Raw genomic sequence first — 16,741 nt, forward strand, 5'->3', positions numbered from 1 at the left:
TATGAGGCAAATGAGCCAGTAGTGTTTGTCCCAAATCTTAAGTATTTGTTCGATAGAACGACCCTCGGCGGCTCCTGCTAGACTGGTAGATTCCCAACCGTCCATCCAGGAGCCTCAATGTCGCGCAAGTCCGCCTACAAGCAAGCACTTTCCATCGGCACCGCCGTGGTGCTGGGGTTTGCACTGTTTACGGGATCGCTCGACGGGGCGCCCAAGCTGCTGCCGCCACAAAGCGATGAACAGGCGGCGGCTCTGGCTGAAAAACAAAACGAGAGTCCCAGCCGCACCGACGACGAGGCAGATCTGGTCGCCCGGCTCGAATCGGGAACAGCCAGCTCCGAGGACTCCGGCGATGGCTCCGAATCCGCCGCACCCGACACCGGTAATGCCGCTTCCGAGGACAGCTCCACCACCCCCATCGACGAGGTCGAAAACCCCGATCTCCACCGCGCCCGCGGCGTATATCTCAGCAGCATTCCCGACTACGCCGGCAACCCCTACGTTGCCCTGCGCGCCGACAGCACGCACCCGCTCGGCACGCCATCATTCACACTCGATGAATACGATCGCGCCACCGAAGAGGGCTGCTTTAAGAAATTCTCCAAGCTCGACAGCCTGGGCCGCACTCGCAAGGCGCTCGCCTGCGTGGGCCCCGAGTCACTCGGTCAAGGCAAGCGCGGCGATATCTCGCGTATCCATCCTGCCGGTTGGCACCAGCAGCGCTACGACTTTATTCCGGGCCAGAGCCTCTACAACCGCTGCCACCTTATCGCCTGGTCACTCTGCGGCGAGAACGCCAATCGCAAGAATCTCCTCACCGGTACGCGTTATCTCAACGAGACGGGTATGCTGCCGTTTGAAGAGCAGATTCTCAACTATATTCGCGATACGGGCAACCATGTGCTCTACCGCGTCACGCCCATGTATAACGAAGAGGAACTTGTCTGCCGTGGCATGCGCCTTGAGGCGCAATCGGTCGAGGACCACGGCAAGACCCTCTGCTTCCACGTATATTGCTACAACCTGCAGCCGCACGTGCAGATCGACTACGCTACCGGCCGCAACCAGGCCTCGGGAGACTAGGACCGACCAAGCTACCCCAAAACCTAAAATGATCCGTTTTCCTCCGTCCCCAAGGGATCAAAAAGGGCCGCCCCGGTTACCCAGGGCGGCCCTTGCATCGGCATGCATGTTGCAGGCAAAACCACGCGTTACTTGGCGCGACCCTCCTCATAGCGCTCGACCAGCTTGGCCTGAACGTCATAAGGCACCTGCTCGTAGCCAGCAGGCTTCATGGTAAAGTCGCCCGTGCCGCGCGTGATAGAGCGCAGGCGCGTCGAGTAATCCGTCAGCTCGGCGAGAGGTGCCTGGGCGATGACCACGGTGTCGCCGCGCTCATCGGTCTCCATGCCCGTCACGCGACCGCGCGATGCCGAGATGTCGCCCATCACGGCGCCGGCGTAGCTCTCGGGGATAGTCACCGTGATTTCCTCGATGGGCTCCAGCACCACCGGATCGGCATCGGCGCATGCCTTGCGCAGGCCGATGCGAGCCGCCGCGCGAAACGCCATCTCGTTGGAGTCGACGCTGTGATACGAACCGTCGTACACAGCCACGCGAATGCCCGTAAGCGGGTAGCCGGCAATAATACCGTCCTTCATGGTCTCCTGGACGCCCTTGTCCACGGCGGTGATCAGCGAGCGCGGAATGCGGCCGCCCACGACCTCATCCACAAACTCGTAGCCGTCGCTCGTGCCGTCGGGCCCAATAAGCGGCTCCACGCGCAGCCAGCAGTCGCCGTACTGACCGGCGCCACCGGTCTGCTTCTTGTGGCGACCCTGGGCGCTCGCCGTGCGGCGGATGGTCTCGCGATACGGAATGCGGATCGGCACGCTCTTGGCCACGACCTTGGTGCGATCCTCCAAACGGTTAAGCAACACCGAAACCTGCGCCTCACCAACGGCGGAGATGATAGTCTGGCCCGTCTCCTCGTCACGATCGATGCTCATGGTCGGATCGGCCTTGCATGCCTTCTCGATAAACGTGTAGAGCTTCTCTTCGTCGCCGCGGTTCTCGGCCTCGATGGCAATGCGGTACTGCGAGTTGGGGAACTTAAACGCCGCTGCCTCGACCTTACCGGTAATGGAGAGTGTATCACCCGTCTCTGCCGCCAACTTGGGCGCCACGATAATGTCGCCGGCATAGGCATGGCCAACCTCGGTCATATCGCGGCCGCACATCACATACAGGTGAGCCAGACGGTCACCCTTGCGCGTGCGCGCGTTGACCAGCTCAAGGCCCGGCTCAAGCGTACCCGTCAGCACCTTGATAAAGCTGATGCGACCCTGCTGCGGATCGGCCAGGGTCTTAAACACAAAGGCCACCGGGCGGTCATCGTCACTCGAAATCTTGAGCGAATCGCCGTCGATAAGCGGCATCTCGCCGTAGTCGGTCGGCGCCGGGAAGTACGTCGCGATGTCGTCCATCAGCGAGTTGACGCCCTGCTCCTTAATGCAATCGCCCGCAAAGACCGGCACAAAGATGCGCTCGGCAATCGCCTTCGACAGCAAGCCCTCAAGCTCCTCCTGCGTCAGCGTCTCCTCGCCTTCCAGGTACTTCATCATCAGCTCATCGTCGGCCTCGGCCACCAGCTCGCACAGATGGTCATGGGCCTCCTCGGCCTGGGCACGATACTCCTCGGGAATCTCCGACTCAACGGCTTCGGTGCCGTTGCAATGGCGCGCCTTCATACGCACCAGGTCGATGATGCCGTCAAAGTCCTCGCCCTCGCCCCAGGGAAGGGTCACGGCGCCCAGGCGCGTGCCAAAGCGCTCTTGCAGCAGGTCCATCGTGGTCGCAAAGCTGGCCTCGGAGCGCGACAGGCGGTTTACGAACACCGCACGCGCCAGGCGCAGGTCCTCGGCGGCATACCAGAGCTTAACCGTCGTAGGCTGCGGGCCGGCCTCGGCGTCGACCACAAACAGAGCCGTCTCGCAGACGCTCATCGCGGCAAAGGCGTCGCCGATAAAATCGGGGTAGCACGGGGCATCGAGCACATTGATGCGCGCGCCCTTCCAGTCGATCGGCGCGATGGTCGTCGAGATGGAGAATGAACGCTTGACCTCTTCAGGGTCATAGTCGAGCGTGGGCTTGGTGCCGTCGTGGCCGCCCAGGCGGGCGGTCTTGCCGGAAAGGTGGAGCATGGCCTCGGCGAGTGAAGTCTTGCCCACCCCGCCTTGGCCTACGAGCACCACGTTCCTTACATTGCCGGTCTTGGGAGCACCCATGATGACCTCCTTGCAGGGCCGCGCGCAATGCGCGACGCCAACGGGGAGAGTTCGCGGTCGGTGCCATCCCGGGAGCAGCATGGTCGGCAACCGAGCCGACTCACCCTCCAAATGTCCTATGCCACCACCCTACCCTCACGGGCGGCCGTCCATGCATACCTTTCGGCGCACGTATGAATACAGGCGGCGAGAGGAAGAGACAAGCTTGTGAGGCGATTATTGAACCCCGTCGATGCAAACAAAAAGCCGCCACAGACCGTAAGACCTGCGACGGCTTCGCCTCAATTAATAGTTGAGTAAATACCTGAGCCTATCCCTCGATACGGCTCAAGAACTCACGGGTGCGCTGCTCACGCGGATGGTCGATGACCTGCTCGGCAGGACCCTCCTCGACAATGCGGCCGCCATCCATAAAGACCACGCGGTCGGCAACATCGCGCGCAAACTGCATCGCGTGGGTCACGATTACCATCGTCATATTCTGCGCGGCAAGGTCTTTAATGACATGCAGCACCTCGGCCGTCAGCTCGGGATCGAGTGCCGAGGTTGGCTCGTCAAAGAATAAGATTTCCGGATCGAGCGCCAGGGCGCGGGCAATACTCACGCGCTGTTGCTGACCGCCCGAAAGCTCACATGGCACCTTGTTCTCGTTGCCCGTAAGCCCCATCTGCGCGATCAACTCGCGCGCACGAGCTTCCGCCTGCTCGCGCGGGCGCTTAAGCACGCGGATCGGCGCGTCGATGATGTTTTTCATCACGGTATAGTGCGGGAACAGGTTGTAATTTTGGAACACCAGGCCGAATCGCGAGCGTGCCCGCTTGGGCACATCGCCCTTCGCATAGACCGCGCCCGAGCCCGCATCCGTCGCAACGGCAAGGCCACCAAACGAGAGCGAGCCTCCGTCGAGTGTCTCGAGCAGCGTGGCACACCGCAGCAGCGTGGACTTGCCGCCACCCGAAGGCCCGATAATCGCCACGACCTCGCCACGCTTGACCTCGAGCGAGATATCCTTGAGCACCTCATTGCCGCCAAACGCCTTGCGCGCGCTTTCGATTTTCATCACTGAGTTAGTCATGATAATAGTCCAGCTTCTTTTCGGCGGCGCCCAGCAGCATCTCGACCACAAAGTTAAAGACCCAGTAGATCAGCGCCGCAATCGCAAACGGCACCATGCTCACCTGCGAGGCAACCAGCGCCTTGGCCGTCGAGAACATCTCGCCCACGCCAATGGCAAACGCCAGCGACGTGTCCTTGACCAGCGTGATGATCTCGTTGCCCATCGCCGGCAGAATACGCTTGGCGACCTGCGGCATCACGATATACAGAAACGTCTGCATGCGCGAATAGCCCAGCACCTCGGCCGCCTCGTATTGACCGCGCGGAATGGACTGCAAGCCCGAGCGATAGATCTCGGCAAAGTAGCCGGCATAGTTGATGATGAACGCCACGACGCACGCCGTCCACTTGGAATCGGGCGTGAGCGAAATGCCAAACACGTAGTACGGGGCAAAGTAGATGGCAAACATCTGCAGCATGAGCGGCGTACCGCGCATGACCGAAATGTAGATGCGCGCAATCCGGCGAAGCGGCGCGATTTTGCTCATGCGCATAAACGCCACGGGGATTCCCAGCGGAATCGACCCCAGCAGTGTCAGCACAAACAACTGCAAACTGACCAAGAATCCCTGGCCAAGCATTTGCATCATGACCTGAATAGACATTACTTGAGCACCCAATTATCGAAAGATAGACCATAGCTTGAATACTTGTCGCACAGGTCCTTAACCGTGCCGTCCTCGTAGAGCGCCTTGAGCGACTCGGTCACGGCGTCGGCCGACTTGGTGTCGCCCTTCTTAAAGCCGACGGCGTAGTGCTCGCTGGACAGCGGCTCATCAAGCTGCGTATAAGCATCGGGCTTGGCGGCAAGCTGATACTGGGCAATCGAAAGGTCGCAAGCCACGGCATCGACCGCGCCGCTCTCGAGCTGCATAAAGGCCGTGTTGTACTCGCCGATCGTGTCGAGCGTGGCAAACGTCGCCGCCAGATCCTTCTGGTCACCCTCGAGCACATCCTGCGCAGCGGAATCGGTCTGGGTAATCACGGTCTTGCCGGCAAGATCGTCCCAGCTCTTGATACCCGCATCCTTCTTGACCACCAGCACCTGCTCGTTGAGCATGTACGGCTCGGAGAACGTGTAGTCGTCCTCGCGACCCTCCATGGTAAAGCCGTTCCAGATGCAGTTGATGGCGCCGGAGTTGAGCAGCGTGTCCTTGGCATCCCAATCGATGGCCTCGTATTTGACCTCCCAGCCCTGCTTATCGGCAACAGCCTTGGCAAGACCGAGATCAAAGCCGGTGTACTCGCCATCGTCGCCCACAAAGCCGTACGGAGGATAGGACTTATCAAAGCCCACCACGAGCTTCTTGGACTCCGCAGCGCCCTTCACGTCCTTGGCCGCGGCAGAACCAGCAGCGGAGCCCTTGCCGGCACCACCGCCGCAACCGACAAGACCAAGGCCAAGCACCGTGGCGAGCGAGCCGGCTAGACCAACAAACTGACGACGAGACATATCGGCATTCATGGTATTCCCCCTTGATGGCACTTTAGTTAAGTAAAGTGAGTCATGTAACGTTCAGAATCATACACTCTACCTTGATAAAGTACAAGGGAGGGTTTGCCCGGCATGGGCGGGGAGCGGCGCGTAATTAAGTTTCCTGCTCTACAGTCCTGCGCAAGACGGAAAGCACATTAAGTGCTTTCCTTTGCGTGCGGAACTCGCGATAAACTTAATTACGCGCCGCTCCCCGCCCATGCCGGGCAAACAACGTTGGACTTATCACTGGCATGAAATGGGCGCTTGCATATCGCCCGTTGACTTGGCAAGGTACAATGCTTGCAGCTTTTAATTCATGAATTAGTGGAGTTATTGATGGCAGAATCTCGTGCGGAGCGTAAGGCTCGTCGTGCTTTGATCGAGGCGGCTGAGGGGTCGAAGGAGAGAAAGTCTTCTAAGAAATCCAAGTCGTCTCAGGACGCGAAGGGTAAGTCGGCCAAGGGCAAGGCTAAGGCCAAGCGTCCCGGCTCTCGTCGGAGCGAGGATAAGGCATCTCAGACTCGCTCCAAGCGCCCGTATAAGAATCCGGTTCCGTCTGCGCGCAAGGCCGTTGATCCCAAGTCTCCTTGTTCCATCATGAAAGCTTGCGGTGGGTGTACGGCGCTCAATCGTCCTTATAAGAAGCAGCTCGCCGCCAAGCAGGCCGCCATGGAGGAGCTTTTTGCTGCTCTTTGCGAGCGCGAGGGTATTAGCGTCGACCCCATTCGCGGTATGGGAGTCACCCTGGGCGACCCGGGTAAATATCCTGCGCCGCGTGGCTTTCGTCATAAGGCCGCCACTCCCTTTGCTCCCGGTAAGGAGGGCGCCGTCCGTTGCGGTTTCTTTGAGCGCGGCACGCACAAGATCGTTGCCGTACCCGAATGCCCCGTCGAGGCACCGGGCGCCCGTCAGATTCTCAACGGCATCGCACGCGAAGCTGAGCGGCTGCATATTCCCGCCTTTAATGAGGACAAGCATCTTGGTTTGCTTCGCTATGCCGTCGTCCGCTGCGGTTGGCATACCGACCAGGTCATGGTCACGCTCGTGACCGCTCAGCGCGACTTGCCGCATGCGCAGGAGTTCTTTGAGGCTGTCGTCGCACTCAATCCGCACATCGTCACCGTCGCCCAAAACATCAACGGACGTCCCGGCAACGCCATCCTCGGCGAGGAAACCCGCATTGTATATGGCGCCGAGTGCATGCGCGACCAGCTGCTCGGCTGCGAGTTCGACATCTCCCCCACCGCGTTCTACCAGACCAACCCGCAGCAGACCGAGCTGCTCTATCAGCTCGCGATTGACGGCATGGATCTGCACCAGGGCGATGTGCTTATGGATGCTTACTGCGGTAGCGGTACCATCGGTCTTTGCGCAGCTAAAGATGCCCAGAACAAGGGGATCGGCATCATGCTGCTCGGCGTGGAGCGCAACCCGGCGGGCATTGCCGACGCACGCCGCAATGCCGAGCTCAATGGCCTCATCCGCAGTGCTTGGTTTATGGCCGACGATGCCACCGACTACATCCTAGATGCCGCCGACAACAACGAGCGCGTCGACGTCCTTTCCATCGACCCGCCGCGCGCCGGCTCCACGCCCGAGTTCCTCGAAGCTGCCTGCGCACTTAAGCCGCGCCGCATCACCTATATCAGCTGCAACCCCGTGACCCAAGAGCGCGACCTGCACCAGCTCCTCGACGGAGGCTATCGCCTGCTCAAGATCACGCCCGTCGACATGTTCCCTCACACCGACCACACCGAAACCGTAGCGGTCCTCGAACGCCGCTAACCAACCTCAGTAGATTTTTGGGACAAGAAAGGGGGCGACCCGCCTGGGCCGCCCCCTTCGCTTGGTTTATAAACTCCGCTACATCCCATTGCGCAGATCGCACACGCCGGCTGCCGCCATCTCGAGCAGCAGCGTCTCGCGGTCGCGCGTCACGATCAAATCCAGCGGGAAGTGAATCTCGTCGAGCATCTTGCGCGCGTGATCGAGCTTGCCAATGGCCATGCCAATGTGGGCATCGGTTGACACGCCAATGCCCACGCCCAGCTCGGCGCAGCGCTCGGCGATCTTGCGGCATACGGCCCAATGCTCAGTGTCGACACCGTGTTCAAGACTATGGTTGTTGATCTCGATAATCTTGTGCTTGGCCTTAGCTGCCAACAGCACCTCGTCGATATCGAACGGCACGCCCGAACGCCCCGTGTGACCCAGCATGAACACCTTGGGGTGCTCCAGGGCATTGATATACATCTCGGTCGTCTGGGCCAGCGTCGCGCCTTCAGCAATCTGCGGATTATGCACGCTCGCAACCAAATAATCCAAATTACGCGTAACCAAATCGAACAGCGAATGCTGACGGCTGTACGAATCGCCGGCAATATCGAGCGTGACAGGAGTGTCCTCGCCAAACAGGCTTCCGTCCAGCGAAACGATATCGGCCTCGGCACCACGCAGCACCAGCACGCCGCTCCAAATGCGCGGCCAGATATCCTGGTTGATAAAGAACTGGTAACTGCGCAGGTCATTGGGGCAAGCCGTAACCATAGAGCTCAAATGGTCGGCAGATCCGAGCACCTGCAGACCACGCTCTGCCGCCCAGTACACATTCTCCTCAATGGTCGAATATGCATGCGCAGAGAACATCGTATGGGTATGAATGTCACAAGAAAGCAGGTAGGGCATCAGGTCTCCTTATCTGGCACGGCCGTCGCTTATATTCATTGTACGCATAGCCTTCGATAGTCGTAAAACCACTCCATCCCAAAGACACAACGTCCATGACAACGGGGTCCGGCTTAACACCAAACCCCGTTTCACGTAAAACATTGTAGGCAGAGCGCTTTACTTTTAACGATACTCGTCCGCCAACTGTTTCCAAGCGGGTAGCGAATTGACAATCGTTTCGTAGCTCACGCAATAGCCCAGGCGGAACCAACCCGGCATACCAAAGCTGTCCGAGGGAACCGCAAGCAACTCATACTTCTTTGCGCGCTCGCAAAACGCATTCGCATCGGGCTCCAATGCTTTCACCCATAGGTAGAACGCGCCATCCGGCTCAACATAGGTGTAGCCATACTCCGCTAGTGCGTCGGTAAGCGCGGTGCGGTTGCGTGCATAGGCCTCAACGTCACTCGGCTCATCGATGCAGTCGATAATTACGCGCTGAAAGAGCGCCGGCGCGCACACGAAGCCCAGCGTACGGGCGGCACCGGCAACGGCCGGCATCAGACGGGCAGCCTGCGGATTGGTGTTGGGAACCAAGATCCACCCCACGCGCTCACCCGGCAGCGACAGCGACTTGGAATACGAGTAGCACACGATGGTGTGCTCGTAGATCGAGGGCACCCAAGGCACCTCGGCACCGTACACGATCTCGCGGTACGGCTCATCCGAGATGAGCATAATCGGATTCTCGGGATCGCGCTGAGCGTTGGCCTCGCGCAGAACATTGGCCAGTCGCGTCAGCGTGTCGCGCGTATATACGGCACCGGTCGGGTTGTTGGGCGAGTCGATAATGACGGCTGCCGTCTTGTCGGTGATCGCCTTGAATACGTTATCCACGCTCAGCTGGAATGTGTCCTCGTTGGCAAGCGCCTCGACACACGTGCAGCCGGCCTTCTCAATCCAAACGCGATACTCCGGAAAGTACGGGGCGATAACAATAACTTCGTCGCCCGGATTCGTAACGGCGTTGAGCGCGCAGGTGAGCGAAGCCGCGGCACCCACCGTCATAAAGACGTCTTTGCCCTCATAGCTCGTGCCAAAGCGGCGGTTGAGCGATTCGGCCACAGCGGCACGACATTGCGGCAGGCCCGGTGCGGGCGTGTAGCCGTGCAGCTGGTCGCTCGGCAGCCCCAGGGCCTTCTTAATCGACTCGGCCACAGCAGCGGGCGCCGGAACGCTCGGATTGCCCAGCGAAAAATCGAATACGTTTTCCGCACCGATCTGCGCCTTGCGCTCAAGGCCATAGCTAAAAATCTCACGGATGATGGAGCTTTCCGCGCCGCGAGCATACATAGTTTCGTTGATCATCTGTTCCCCTTTCGCATAGGCGCTATTGTACGCTTTAGCCGAGCAAAGTGCCGCAGCAATGTTAATTGGGGACAGACGGCCCCATATCGCTCAAAAGAAAAAGCCTCCGCAGGTTTCCCCGCGGAGGCTTTTGTTACAAGGACTATTTGTCGGCGTCGGTGTCGGCACCGGCATTGACGGCATGGTCATCGTCAGCACCATCGGATGCGGCTTCGGCATCCTCCTGCATGGCCGCCTGCGCAAAGGCCGCGGCATCAGCCGCCAGCTCCTCCTCGCTCATACGAGGCGCGCGCTTCTTGCTCGGCATGCCGGCAGCCTTGGCGTTGCGCTCCTCCTTGGCCGCCAGGATATCGTCCTCGCGCTCAAGGTAGGCGTCCCACTCGTTATCGAGCAGGGCATTCACGGCATCGCCCTCGACGGTCTCGCGCTCGAGCAGCACCTTCGCCATCAGATCGAGCTGATCGCGACGGGCATCCAGGATCTCGACAGCACGACGATGGGCCTCGCGCATGATGCGCTGAACCTCGATATCAATGCGACGCGCCGTCTCCTCGGAGTAATCCTGATGATCGGCATAATCGCGGCCCAGGAACACCTGATGCTGCGCCTCGCCAAAGACCTGCGTGCCCAGCTCCTCGCTCATGCCCAGACGTGTGACCATCTCGCGCGCCATCTTGGTCGCGCGCTCCAGATCGTTGCTCGCGCCCGACGTGATGTCGTCGCACATGAGCTCCTCGGCAACGCGACCGCCCAAGAACACGGCAAGCTCGTCGAGCATCTCGTTCTTGGTCTTGAGGAAGTGGTCCTCCTGCGGAAGCTGCAGCGTGTAGCCCAGGGCCTGACCGCGGCTGACGATCGAGATCTTGTGGACCGGATCGGAGTGCTCCAGGATATGGCCCACCAAAGCGTGACCGCTCTCGTGGTAGGCAATCGTGGTGCGCTCGGCCTCGGTCATCACGCGACCCTTGCGCTGTGGTCCGGCAATCACGCGCTCCATCGATTCCTCGACCTCGTCCATCGAGATCACGGAACGATGACGGCGAGCGGCCAGCAGCGCAGACTCGTTGAGCAGGTTCGCCAGGTCGGCGCCGGTAAAGCCAACGGTCATCTGGGCGAGCTTCTCAAACTTAACGTCCTCGTCCATCGGCTTGTTCTCGGCATGCACGCGCAAGATCTGCTCGCGGCCCTTCACATCCGGACGGTCGACCGTAACCTGGCGGTCAAAACGGCCGGGACGCAGCAGCGCCGGATCCAGGATGTCAGGACGGTTGGTGGCGGCGATCAGGATGACCGACTCGCTTTCCTCAAAGCCGTCCATCTCGACCAGCAGCTGGTTGAGCGTCTGCTCGCGCTCGTCGTGACCGCCGCCCAAGCCAGCTCCGCGCTGACGTCCCACGGCATCGATCTCATCGATGAAGATGATCGACGGGGCCTGGGACTTGGCCTCCTTAAAGAGGTCACGCACACGGCTGGCGCCGACACCTACGAACATCTCGACAAAGTCGGAACCCGAGATGCTAAAGAACGGCACGCCCGCCTCGCCGGCAACGGCCTTGGCCAGCAGCGTTTTACCGGTGCCCGGAGGGCCAACCAGCAACACGCCACGCGGAATCTTGGCGCCCAGCTTGCGATAGCGATCCGGATCGCTCAAAAAGTCACGGATCTCCTCGAGCTCCTCGACTGCCTCGTCCACGCCGGCAACGTCTTCAAACTTGACCTTGGGGCGTGTGGCCTCGTTGGTCTTGGCGTTGGTCTTGCCAAACTGCATGTTCCTGTTGTTGGCGCCCATCATCTGGCGCATAAAGTAGAACATGATGGCGATAAGGGCGATCGTCGGAAGCACACTCATCGCCAAGTCGCCCCAAAAATCGGGATCGTTGGTGTTGACGATGTACTTGGTATCGGGGTGCTCCGCCATGAGCTCGGCAAGCGAATCGGAGCCGACATAGGTCGAAGAGAAGCTCTTGAGCTCGCTCGTATCGCCCTTGTCCTTTTTTGTCTTCCAGTAATGACCCGTCACGCTTCCGTCTTGAACCGTATAGGTCAGATCTTCGACGCGATCCTGCTTGATGGCGCTGACCATCTCGCTCGTCGCGAGCTTAACGGTATTGCTGGAGCTGGCAAAGCCGGAACCCATATTAAAGAAGGCATAGCCCAGAAGCGCGCAAGCCAAAAGAAAATACAGCCAGCCCGTACGCGTGGGCTTCTTGCCTCCGGGCATCCCCGGGATCTTTGGGTCCCGGGGAGTCTGGGAATTGTTGTCGTTACGGTCGTCGGGCATCTTACGAATAAACCTCCGGTTTCAAAATGCCCAGATACGGAAGGTTGCGATAGCGCTCGGCATAGTCGAGGCCGTAGCCCACCACAAAGGCATCGGGGCAATGGGTTCCAACATACTTGGGCGTGATGGCCGAGACGCGGTCCTTAACGTCCTTCCACAGGAAGGCGGCGACCTCCAGAGAAGCGGGCTTGCGGCTCTCGAGGTTCTTCATCAGATACTTGAGCGTCAGGCCCGAGTCCAGAATGTCCTCGACGATCAGCACGTCGCGACCGCGGATGTCGATATCCAGGTCCTTAATGATACGCACGATACCCGAGGACTTCACACCGTCGCCGTAGCTCGAAACAGCCATGAAATCGATGTTGGTCGGCAGCTCGATCTTACGCATCAGGTCGCCCATAAAGACCACGGCGCCGCGCAGGACCGCAATCAGCACCAGATCCTTACCCGCGTAGTCGCGCGTAATCTCCTCGCCCAGGCGAGAGACGATACCGTCGATATCCTCCTGCGTGAACAGAACCTTCTCGATATCCGGATGTTGAGAAGTCATGACAACCCTTTCTTGTGCTTATCGCCCACACACCGCCGTATGGACGCGAACTACACATTCTAGCAGCGCACGGGGTAAATTTACCAGCCCGTGCGCCATCAGCGCGGGAATACCGTCAACGTCGCACAGAATAGCAGGCGTGGGACGCTATTCCGCATCGACCACGCGGAGCAGATATGCCACGCGCGTTGCGGCCGTGCACTTAAAACGCTCGTCCGCGCGAACTCCGGCGACCCACACCACGGCACCCCCCGGCGCCGTCCTCACCATGGGCACGCCGGCGCGCTCGGAAACGGGAATGCGAGCCTCACCTAGCAAATCGGATACTTTCTTGCTTCGGCCACTCATCCCTAACGGGCACATCACGTCTCCCGGCGCGGGACCGTCCACCCACAGGCGCGCCAATCGCGCCTCGGCAGGGATCTCGCCACGCGAGCCCGACAGGATCCGCTCACTATCGCTGTCGGCAAAACCCAGGACAGCCGCGTCTACCAAAGCTGTCACTTCCCCGGCAGCCGCAAGCTCACGGGCGCGGCGCACGATATCGCATCCCGGCTCAACAGCCATCGGTTCTGTGACCAGCATACGTCCCCCGCCCAACGGCAAACGACCGGGTACGGTAACCCAGTCCGCGACCAGGCCCTCGCGAGCCGCCGGCGCCTTAAACGCCAGCATGCCAAACTCAATGCGTGCGTCAATCCCCGCCGGAAGCGTGACCGAGCCGGTGCCCTCGGCAACGCAGGAAAGGACTCGCTCCACATGTCGCATCTCGGGACGAGCGTCCGGATCGATGCGCTTAATCGCCAGTCGCACGATGCGCCGCGCGATTACCACCTCGGCCGCAGCCAGGCGCCTGGCATCGAGCACCAGCGCACCCGCTGCCTCTTTGCGCAAACAGCTTCGAAACGCCTGTGCCGAAAGCTGAGACAAAAACGCGTCCTCATCGCCTAAGATCTCGCAGGCGGCGCCAATCGTCTTGCAGATGCTCGCGTTGCGCTGCGCCACCACTGGCATTACTCGATGGCGCACGTAGTTTCGCAGATACGAGATATCCTCATTGCTCTCGTCTTCACGCCACGGCTGACCATGTACCTGTAGATAGCCCACGAGCTCGCCATGAGTTAGGTCGAGCAAGGGACGTACCACGATATTCCTCCGGCGAGGAATGCTCGATAGGCCAGCGGGGCCCGAACCCTTAATCGCGTTCATCAAAAACGTTTCCGCGCGATCCGAAGACGTGTGCGCGGTGCAGATACGAGCCGCCGTTCGCGGTGCCCCCGTCTGGGCGCAGAGCTCGCGAACATACCTCCGCGCCGCGGCATAGCGCACTTCGCGGGCCGCGGCCTCAATATTGCCCGACTCCCCATCAAAATAAGCGTGCTCCACGCACAGCGGTAAACCATATTTCGCGCAGAGCTCACGCACAAAGGCCTCGTCGCCATCGGACGCCTTGCCGCGCAGATGATGGTTTACATGCAGCACATGCAGGCGCTCGCGAGCAATGGGGGCAACACCGCGCCCGTCTTGGATATCCAGCTTTGATGTGCACGCCATAAGAAGCAGTGCCGTCGAGTCCGCGCCGCCTGATACCATGAGCACGACAGGAGCAGCCTGCTGCCTCGTTCGGGTCTCATCGACTGCCCCGGGCACGGCATGGTGTCCGTAATGCTGTGATACCGTAGGCATTTGCTTCCTCCTCTATTCGTCCGCACCCATTGTATCCTTTGGAATCTTATGTCTCGTCTGCACCTTCATATCCTTGGCAGCGGCTCAAAAGGCAACTGCGCGCTCATCGAAGGCCCCCGGGGGCTCATCATGATTGACGACGGTCTTTCTCGCCGCGAGACATTAAAGCGCATGGCAGAACTGGGACTCTCGGCAGACAACGTCTCGGCTCTTCTCATTACTCATGAGCATGGCGATCACATCAAGGGTCTCGATGTCTGGTGCAAGCACTGGCACGGTCCCCTCTTTGCCAGCAGGGGCACACTTTCGAGCAAAGAAAATCTTTCGCATCTGCCTGTCGAGGAATTCGACCCCGGTGACACCCTATCCATTGCCGGCATCCACGTGCAAACCTACTCAACATCACACGATGTCATAAATCCAATCGGCTTTCGATTCGACGCCCTCGATGATTCCATCGGCTTTGCTACCGACACCGGAGAGCTATCGAGCCAAGCCATGAACACCCTCAAAGATTGTCGAGTCCTCGCGCTCGAAAGCAACCACGATGTGACCATGCTGCGCGAGGGAGAATATCCCCGCTTTCTTCAGGAGCGCATCCTGTCTGCAAGGGGACACCTCTCCAACGGTCAAGCCGCCGAAGCCGCGCGCGAACTTGTTACCGATCGCACCGAACAGCTCATTGCCATGCATATCAGCCAAGACAACAATCGTCCGAGCCTTACCGTCAAAAGCTATGCCAAAGCTCTAGCCGCAACCCTGGATGACGAGCTCGGCAGCTCCGCCACCCTTCTCCAAGGATCGCGAAAACTCTCGATACGCCCCGCAAGCCAGTATCGGCCAGCAACCATTCAATAGACTGTCCTAAACAGCAAAAGGGGCCGGGAATCGCTTCCCAGCCCCTTTTGTTGTCTTTTAATAGCGAAGAACACCAACGAAGTTATTCGATGGAGATCTTCGTAACGTTCTTCTTCTCGACGATCTTGGGAACCGTAACGGTCAGGATGCCGTCAGCGTACTTAGCCGAGAGGCCCTCGCTCGAAGCGTCCTTAAGATACACGCCACGCGTCGCGCTGTACGAGCTGAACTCCTTCTGCAGGAAGTTCTTGCCCTCGTTCTCCTCGTCTTCCTCGACATTCACGCTAATGGACAGACGGCCCTCGTTAAGCTCGACATCGATATCGTCCTTGGCGACGCCGGTCAGATAAGCCTTGACCTCATAGCCATCGCCCTTATCCTCAACGTCAACGGGGAACGCCTTAGAGGCAATCGAGCTGTTCACTAGGTCGCTCATATCATCAAACAGATCGAACAGCGAGCTTGCAGAGGGACGAACGCCAAAAACCGAACGATAAGGAACCATGCTTGCCATGTTTACCACTCCTTTATAGGACTGCCGAGTCATCTTCCAGGTGACTGGGACTTCTTTTGACGCTCTTATATATGCCCACCCAGTGCTCATATATACATCGACTATAAAGTTTTTTGAGTCCAGTACTATAAGCATATCTAAGTGCGTATGACTCAGGTTTTAGGAAGGTTAAGGTTCTTTGAACCAGAGCTTAAATACCGAGTATGTCCCCAGCTACAAATAACAAGGGGCTTACAATGAGCGCGTACACGTTGTTGGTAACGAGCTAAAGGGCATCATGGACGACCAAAACCAGAACAAAATGTTTATGCCGACGCAGGGCGAAGATACTTCTACACAGCCGCCACGGTTCCATCGCCCCCACATCTCGCAAGAGCCCATTAATGATCCGGAGCCCGAGTATGTGACGAGAAATCGATATCAAACGCTCGAGGATGCCCAAACGGGACGTAAACATATGGGCGTCGCCTCGGGAGACCCCGTATATCTGAAAGACGCACCATTATCTAAAAACAGCGCAGCTAGTGATGAGCCGATGAAAGCATCCGCCACTCATCAACAAAGAGGTCCTCGACCAAAGCAAACCTTGACGAATTCGGCTCGCTATCTCGAAACGCCAAAACAGGGAAAATCAATCTTCGTTTCGTCAAGTAAACGACGCAAGCAGCATCGACTGACAATCCTGCTTTTGATCATTGTGGCCATAGCAGTTGCCCTTGTTATTCGTTTTATTTTCTTTAAATAAAAGCTCAATACCAAAAAGAATTAAATCGTCTGGCGTAAATGAGTTATTTATGCCCCGCAAACGCAAAAAAGGGGGAGGCCGCGAGGCCTCCCCCTTCTCAGTTCAAGCGTACGGCTCGGTGCCGTCCACCGGTCAGCGGCGCCCTGGCCTCCCACGGGCTGACCCCGCAGTACTCTCGGCGCGATGGGGCTT

Annotated in this window: 14 protein-coding genes; 4 read left to right on the forward strand and 10 right to left on the reverse strand. The window is 59.1% G+C overall.

Features of this window, described 5'->3' with window-relative positions:
- Positions 1 to 117: 117 nt before the first annotated feature.
- Positions 118 to 1,083 (forward strand): DNA/RNA non-specific endonuclease, encoded by a 966-nt coding sequence (locus RX395_RS08410; RefSeq protein WP_316366858.1) that lies wholly within the window; start codon positions 118 to 120, stop codon positions 1,081 to 1,083.
- Positions 1,084 to 1,211: 128 nt separating this feature from the next.
- On the opposite strand, the gene RX395_RS08415 is transcribed toward RX395_RS08410, so the two are convergent.
- The 4 genes from RX395_RS08415 to RX395_RS08430 all read right to left on the reverse strand — a co-directional run bounded on the left by RX395_RS08415 (position 1,212) and on the right by RX395_RS08430 (position 5,868).
- Positions 1,212 to 3,287: an elongation factor G gene (locus RX395_RS08415; RefSeq protein WP_316366860.1), complete on the reverse strand. Its 2,076-nt coding sequence runs from the start codon at positions 3,285 to 3,287 to the stop codon at positions 1,212 to 1,214.
- A gap of 310 nt (positions 3,288 to 3,597) precedes the next feature.
- Positions 3,598 to 4,362, reverse strand: a complete 765-nt coding sequence (locus tag RX395_RS08420) for an amino acid ABC transporter ATP-binding protein (protein ID WP_316366862.1) — start codon at positions 4,360 to 4,362, stop codon at positions 3,598 to 3,600.
- Entirely contained in the window at positions 4,355 to 5,008 is a 654-nt protein-coding gene (locus RX395_RS08425) for an amino acid ABC transporter permease (RefSeq protein ID WP_316366863.1), read from the reverse strand. The genes RX395_RS08420 and RX395_RS08425 overlap by 8 nt, the downstream gene beginning before the upstream one ends.
- Positions 5,008 to 5,868: a transporter substrate-binding domain-containing protein gene (locus tag RX395_RS08430; RefSeq protein WP_316366864.1), complete on the reverse strand. Its 861-nt coding sequence runs from the start codon at positions 5,866 to 5,868 to the stop codon at positions 5,008 to 5,010. Before RX395_RS08430 ends, RX395_RS08425 begins: the two co-directional genes overlap by 1 nt.
- Before the next feature lie 348 nt (positions 5,869 to 6,216).
- On the opposite strand from RX395_RS08430, the gene rlmD reads away from it, so the two are divergent.
- Complete coding sequence (gene rlmD, locus RX395_RS08435; RefSeq protein ID WP_316366866.1) at positions 6,217 to 7,665, forward strand: 23S rRNA (uracil(1939)-C(5))-methyltransferase RlmD; 1,449 nt, start codon at positions 6,217 to 6,219, stop codon at positions 7,663 to 7,665.
- Positions 7,666 to 7,743: 78 nt separating this feature from the next.
- On the opposite strand, the gene RX395_RS08440 is transcribed toward rlmD, so the two are convergent.
- The 5 genes from RX395_RS08440 to tilS form a co-directional block, all read right to left on the reverse strand.
- Entirely contained in the window at positions 7,744 to 8,565 is an 822-nt protein-coding gene (locus tag RX395_RS08440) for a phosphatase (protein WP_316366868.1), read from the reverse strand.
- Between the two features lie 165 nt (positions 8,566 to 8,730).
- The gene (locus RX395_RS08445; protein WP_316366870.1) at positions 8,731 to 9,915 is read right to left on the reverse strand and encodes a pyridoxal phosphate-dependent aminotransferase; all 1,185 of its coding nucleotides are present in this window, start codon (positions 9,913 to 9,915) and stop codon (positions 8,731 to 8,733) included.
- 142 nt (positions 9,916 to 10,057) lie between these two features.
- A complete protein-coding gene (ftsH, locus tag RX395_RS08450) occupies positions 10,058 to 12,136 on the reverse strand; it encodes an ATP-dependent zinc metalloprotease FtsH (protein ID WP_316366872.1) in 2,079 nt (692 codons plus the stop codon).
- Positions 12,137 to 12,197: 61 nt separating this feature from the next.
- A complete protein-coding gene (hpt, locus tag RX395_RS08455) occupies positions 12,198 to 12,746 on the reverse strand; it encodes a hypoxanthine phosphoribosyltransferase (protein ID WP_316366873.1) in 549 nt (182 codons plus the stop codon).
- A 147-nt stretch (positions 12,747 to 12,893) separates the two neighbouring features.
- Entirely contained in the window at positions 12,894 to 14,432 is a 1,539-nt protein-coding gene (tilS, locus tag RX395_RS08460) for a tRNA lysidine(34) synthetase TilS (RefSeq protein WP_316366875.1), read from the reverse strand.
- 48 nt (positions 14,433 to 14,480) lie between these two features.
- Here tilS and RX395_RS08465 point away from each other — a divergent pair, with 48 nt between their 5' ends.
- Complete coding sequence (locus tag RX395_RS08465; RefSeq protein WP_316366877.1) at positions 14,481 to 15,290, forward strand: MBL fold metallo-hydrolase; 810 nt, start codon at positions 14,481 to 14,483, stop codon at positions 15,288 to 15,290.
- 82 nt (positions 15,291 to 15,372) lie between these two features.
- Here RX395_RS08465 and RX395_RS08470 read toward each other — a convergent pair whose 3' ends face one another.
- Positions 15,373 to 15,804 (reverse strand): Hsp20/alpha crystallin family protein, encoded by a 432-nt coding sequence (locus tag RX395_RS08470; RefSeq protein ID WP_316366879.1) that lies wholly within the window; start codon positions 15,802 to 15,804, stop codon positions 15,373 to 15,375.
- A 277-nt stretch (positions 15,805 to 16,081) separates the two neighbouring features.
- Between RX395_RS08470 and RX395_RS08475 the strand changes: the two genes are divergently transcribed.
- Positions 16,082 to 16,549 (forward strand): hypothetical protein, encoded by a 468-nt coding sequence (locus tag RX395_RS08475; protein WP_196025546.1) that lies wholly within the window; start codon positions 16,082 to 16,084, stop codon positions 16,547 to 16,549.
- The last annotated feature ends 192 nt before the right edge of the window (positions 16,550 to 16,741 follow it).

The organism is Collinsella aerofaciens, assembly GCF_032584215.1.
In the GTDB taxonomy this organism is placed as follows: domain Bacteria; phylum Actinomycetota; class Coriobacteriia; order Coriobacteriales; family Coriobacteriaceae; genus Collinsella.

What these genes read in the sequence shown, in the direction of transcription:
- RX395_RS08410 (WP_316366858.1), top strand. Translation starts at nt 118, where the DNA reads ATGTCGCGCAAGTCCGCCTACAAGCAAGCACTTTCCATCGGCACCGCC.
- RX395_RS08415 (WP_316366860.1), bottom strand. Translation starts at nt 3,287, where the DNA reads ATGGGTGCTCCCAAGACCGGCAATGTAAGGAACGTGGTGCTCGTAGGC.
- RX395_RS08420 (WP_316366862.1), bottom strand. Translation starts at nt 4,362, where the DNA reads ATGACTAACTCAGTGATGAAAATCGAAAGCGCGCGCAAGGCGTTTGGC.
- RX395_RS08425 (WP_316366863.1), bottom strand. Translation starts at nt 5,008, where the DNA reads ATGTCTATTCAGGTCATGATGCAAATGCTTGGCCAGGGATTCTTGGTC.
- RX395_RS08430 (WP_316366864.1), bottom strand. Translation starts at nt 5,868, where the DNA reads ATGAATGCCGATATGTCTCGTCGTCAGTTTGTTGGTCTAGCCGGCTCG.
- rlmD (WP_316366866.1), top strand. Translation starts at nt 6,217, where the DNA reads ATGGCAGAATCTCGTGCGGAGCGTAAGGCTCGTCGTGCTTTGATCGAG.
- RX395_RS08440 (WP_316366868.1), bottom strand. Translation starts at nt 8,565, where the DNA reads ATGCCCTACCTGCTTTCTTGTGACATTCATACCCATACGATGTTCTCT.
- RX395_RS08445 (WP_316366870.1), bottom strand. Translation starts at nt 9,915, where the DNA reads ATGATCAACGAAACTATGTATGCTCGCGGCGCGGAAAGCTCCATCATC.
- ftsH (WP_316366872.1), bottom strand. Translation starts at nt 12,136, where the DNA reads ATGCCCGGAGGCAAGAAGCCCACGCGTACGGGCTGGCTGTATTTTCTT.
- hpt (WP_316366873.1), bottom strand. Translation starts at nt 12,746, where the DNA reads ATGACTTCTCAACATCCGGATATCGAGAAGGTTCTGTTCACGCAGGAG.
- tilS (WP_316366875.1), bottom strand. Translation starts at nt 14,432, where the DNA reads ATGCCTACGGTATCACAGCATTACGGACACCATGCCGTGCCCGGGGCA.
- RX395_RS08465 (WP_316366877.1), top strand. Translation starts at nt 14,481, where the DNA reads ATGTCTCGTCTGCACCTTCATATCCTTGGCAGCGGCTCAAAAGGCAAC.
- RX395_RS08470 (WP_316366879.1), bottom strand. Translation starts at nt 15,804, where the DNA reads ATGGCAAGCATGGTTCCTTATCGTTCGGTTTTTGGCGTTCGTCCCTCT.
- RX395_RS08475 (WP_196025546.1), top strand. Translation starts at nt 16,082, where the DNA reads ATGGACGACCAAAACCAGAACAAAATGTTTATGCCGACGCAGGGCGAA.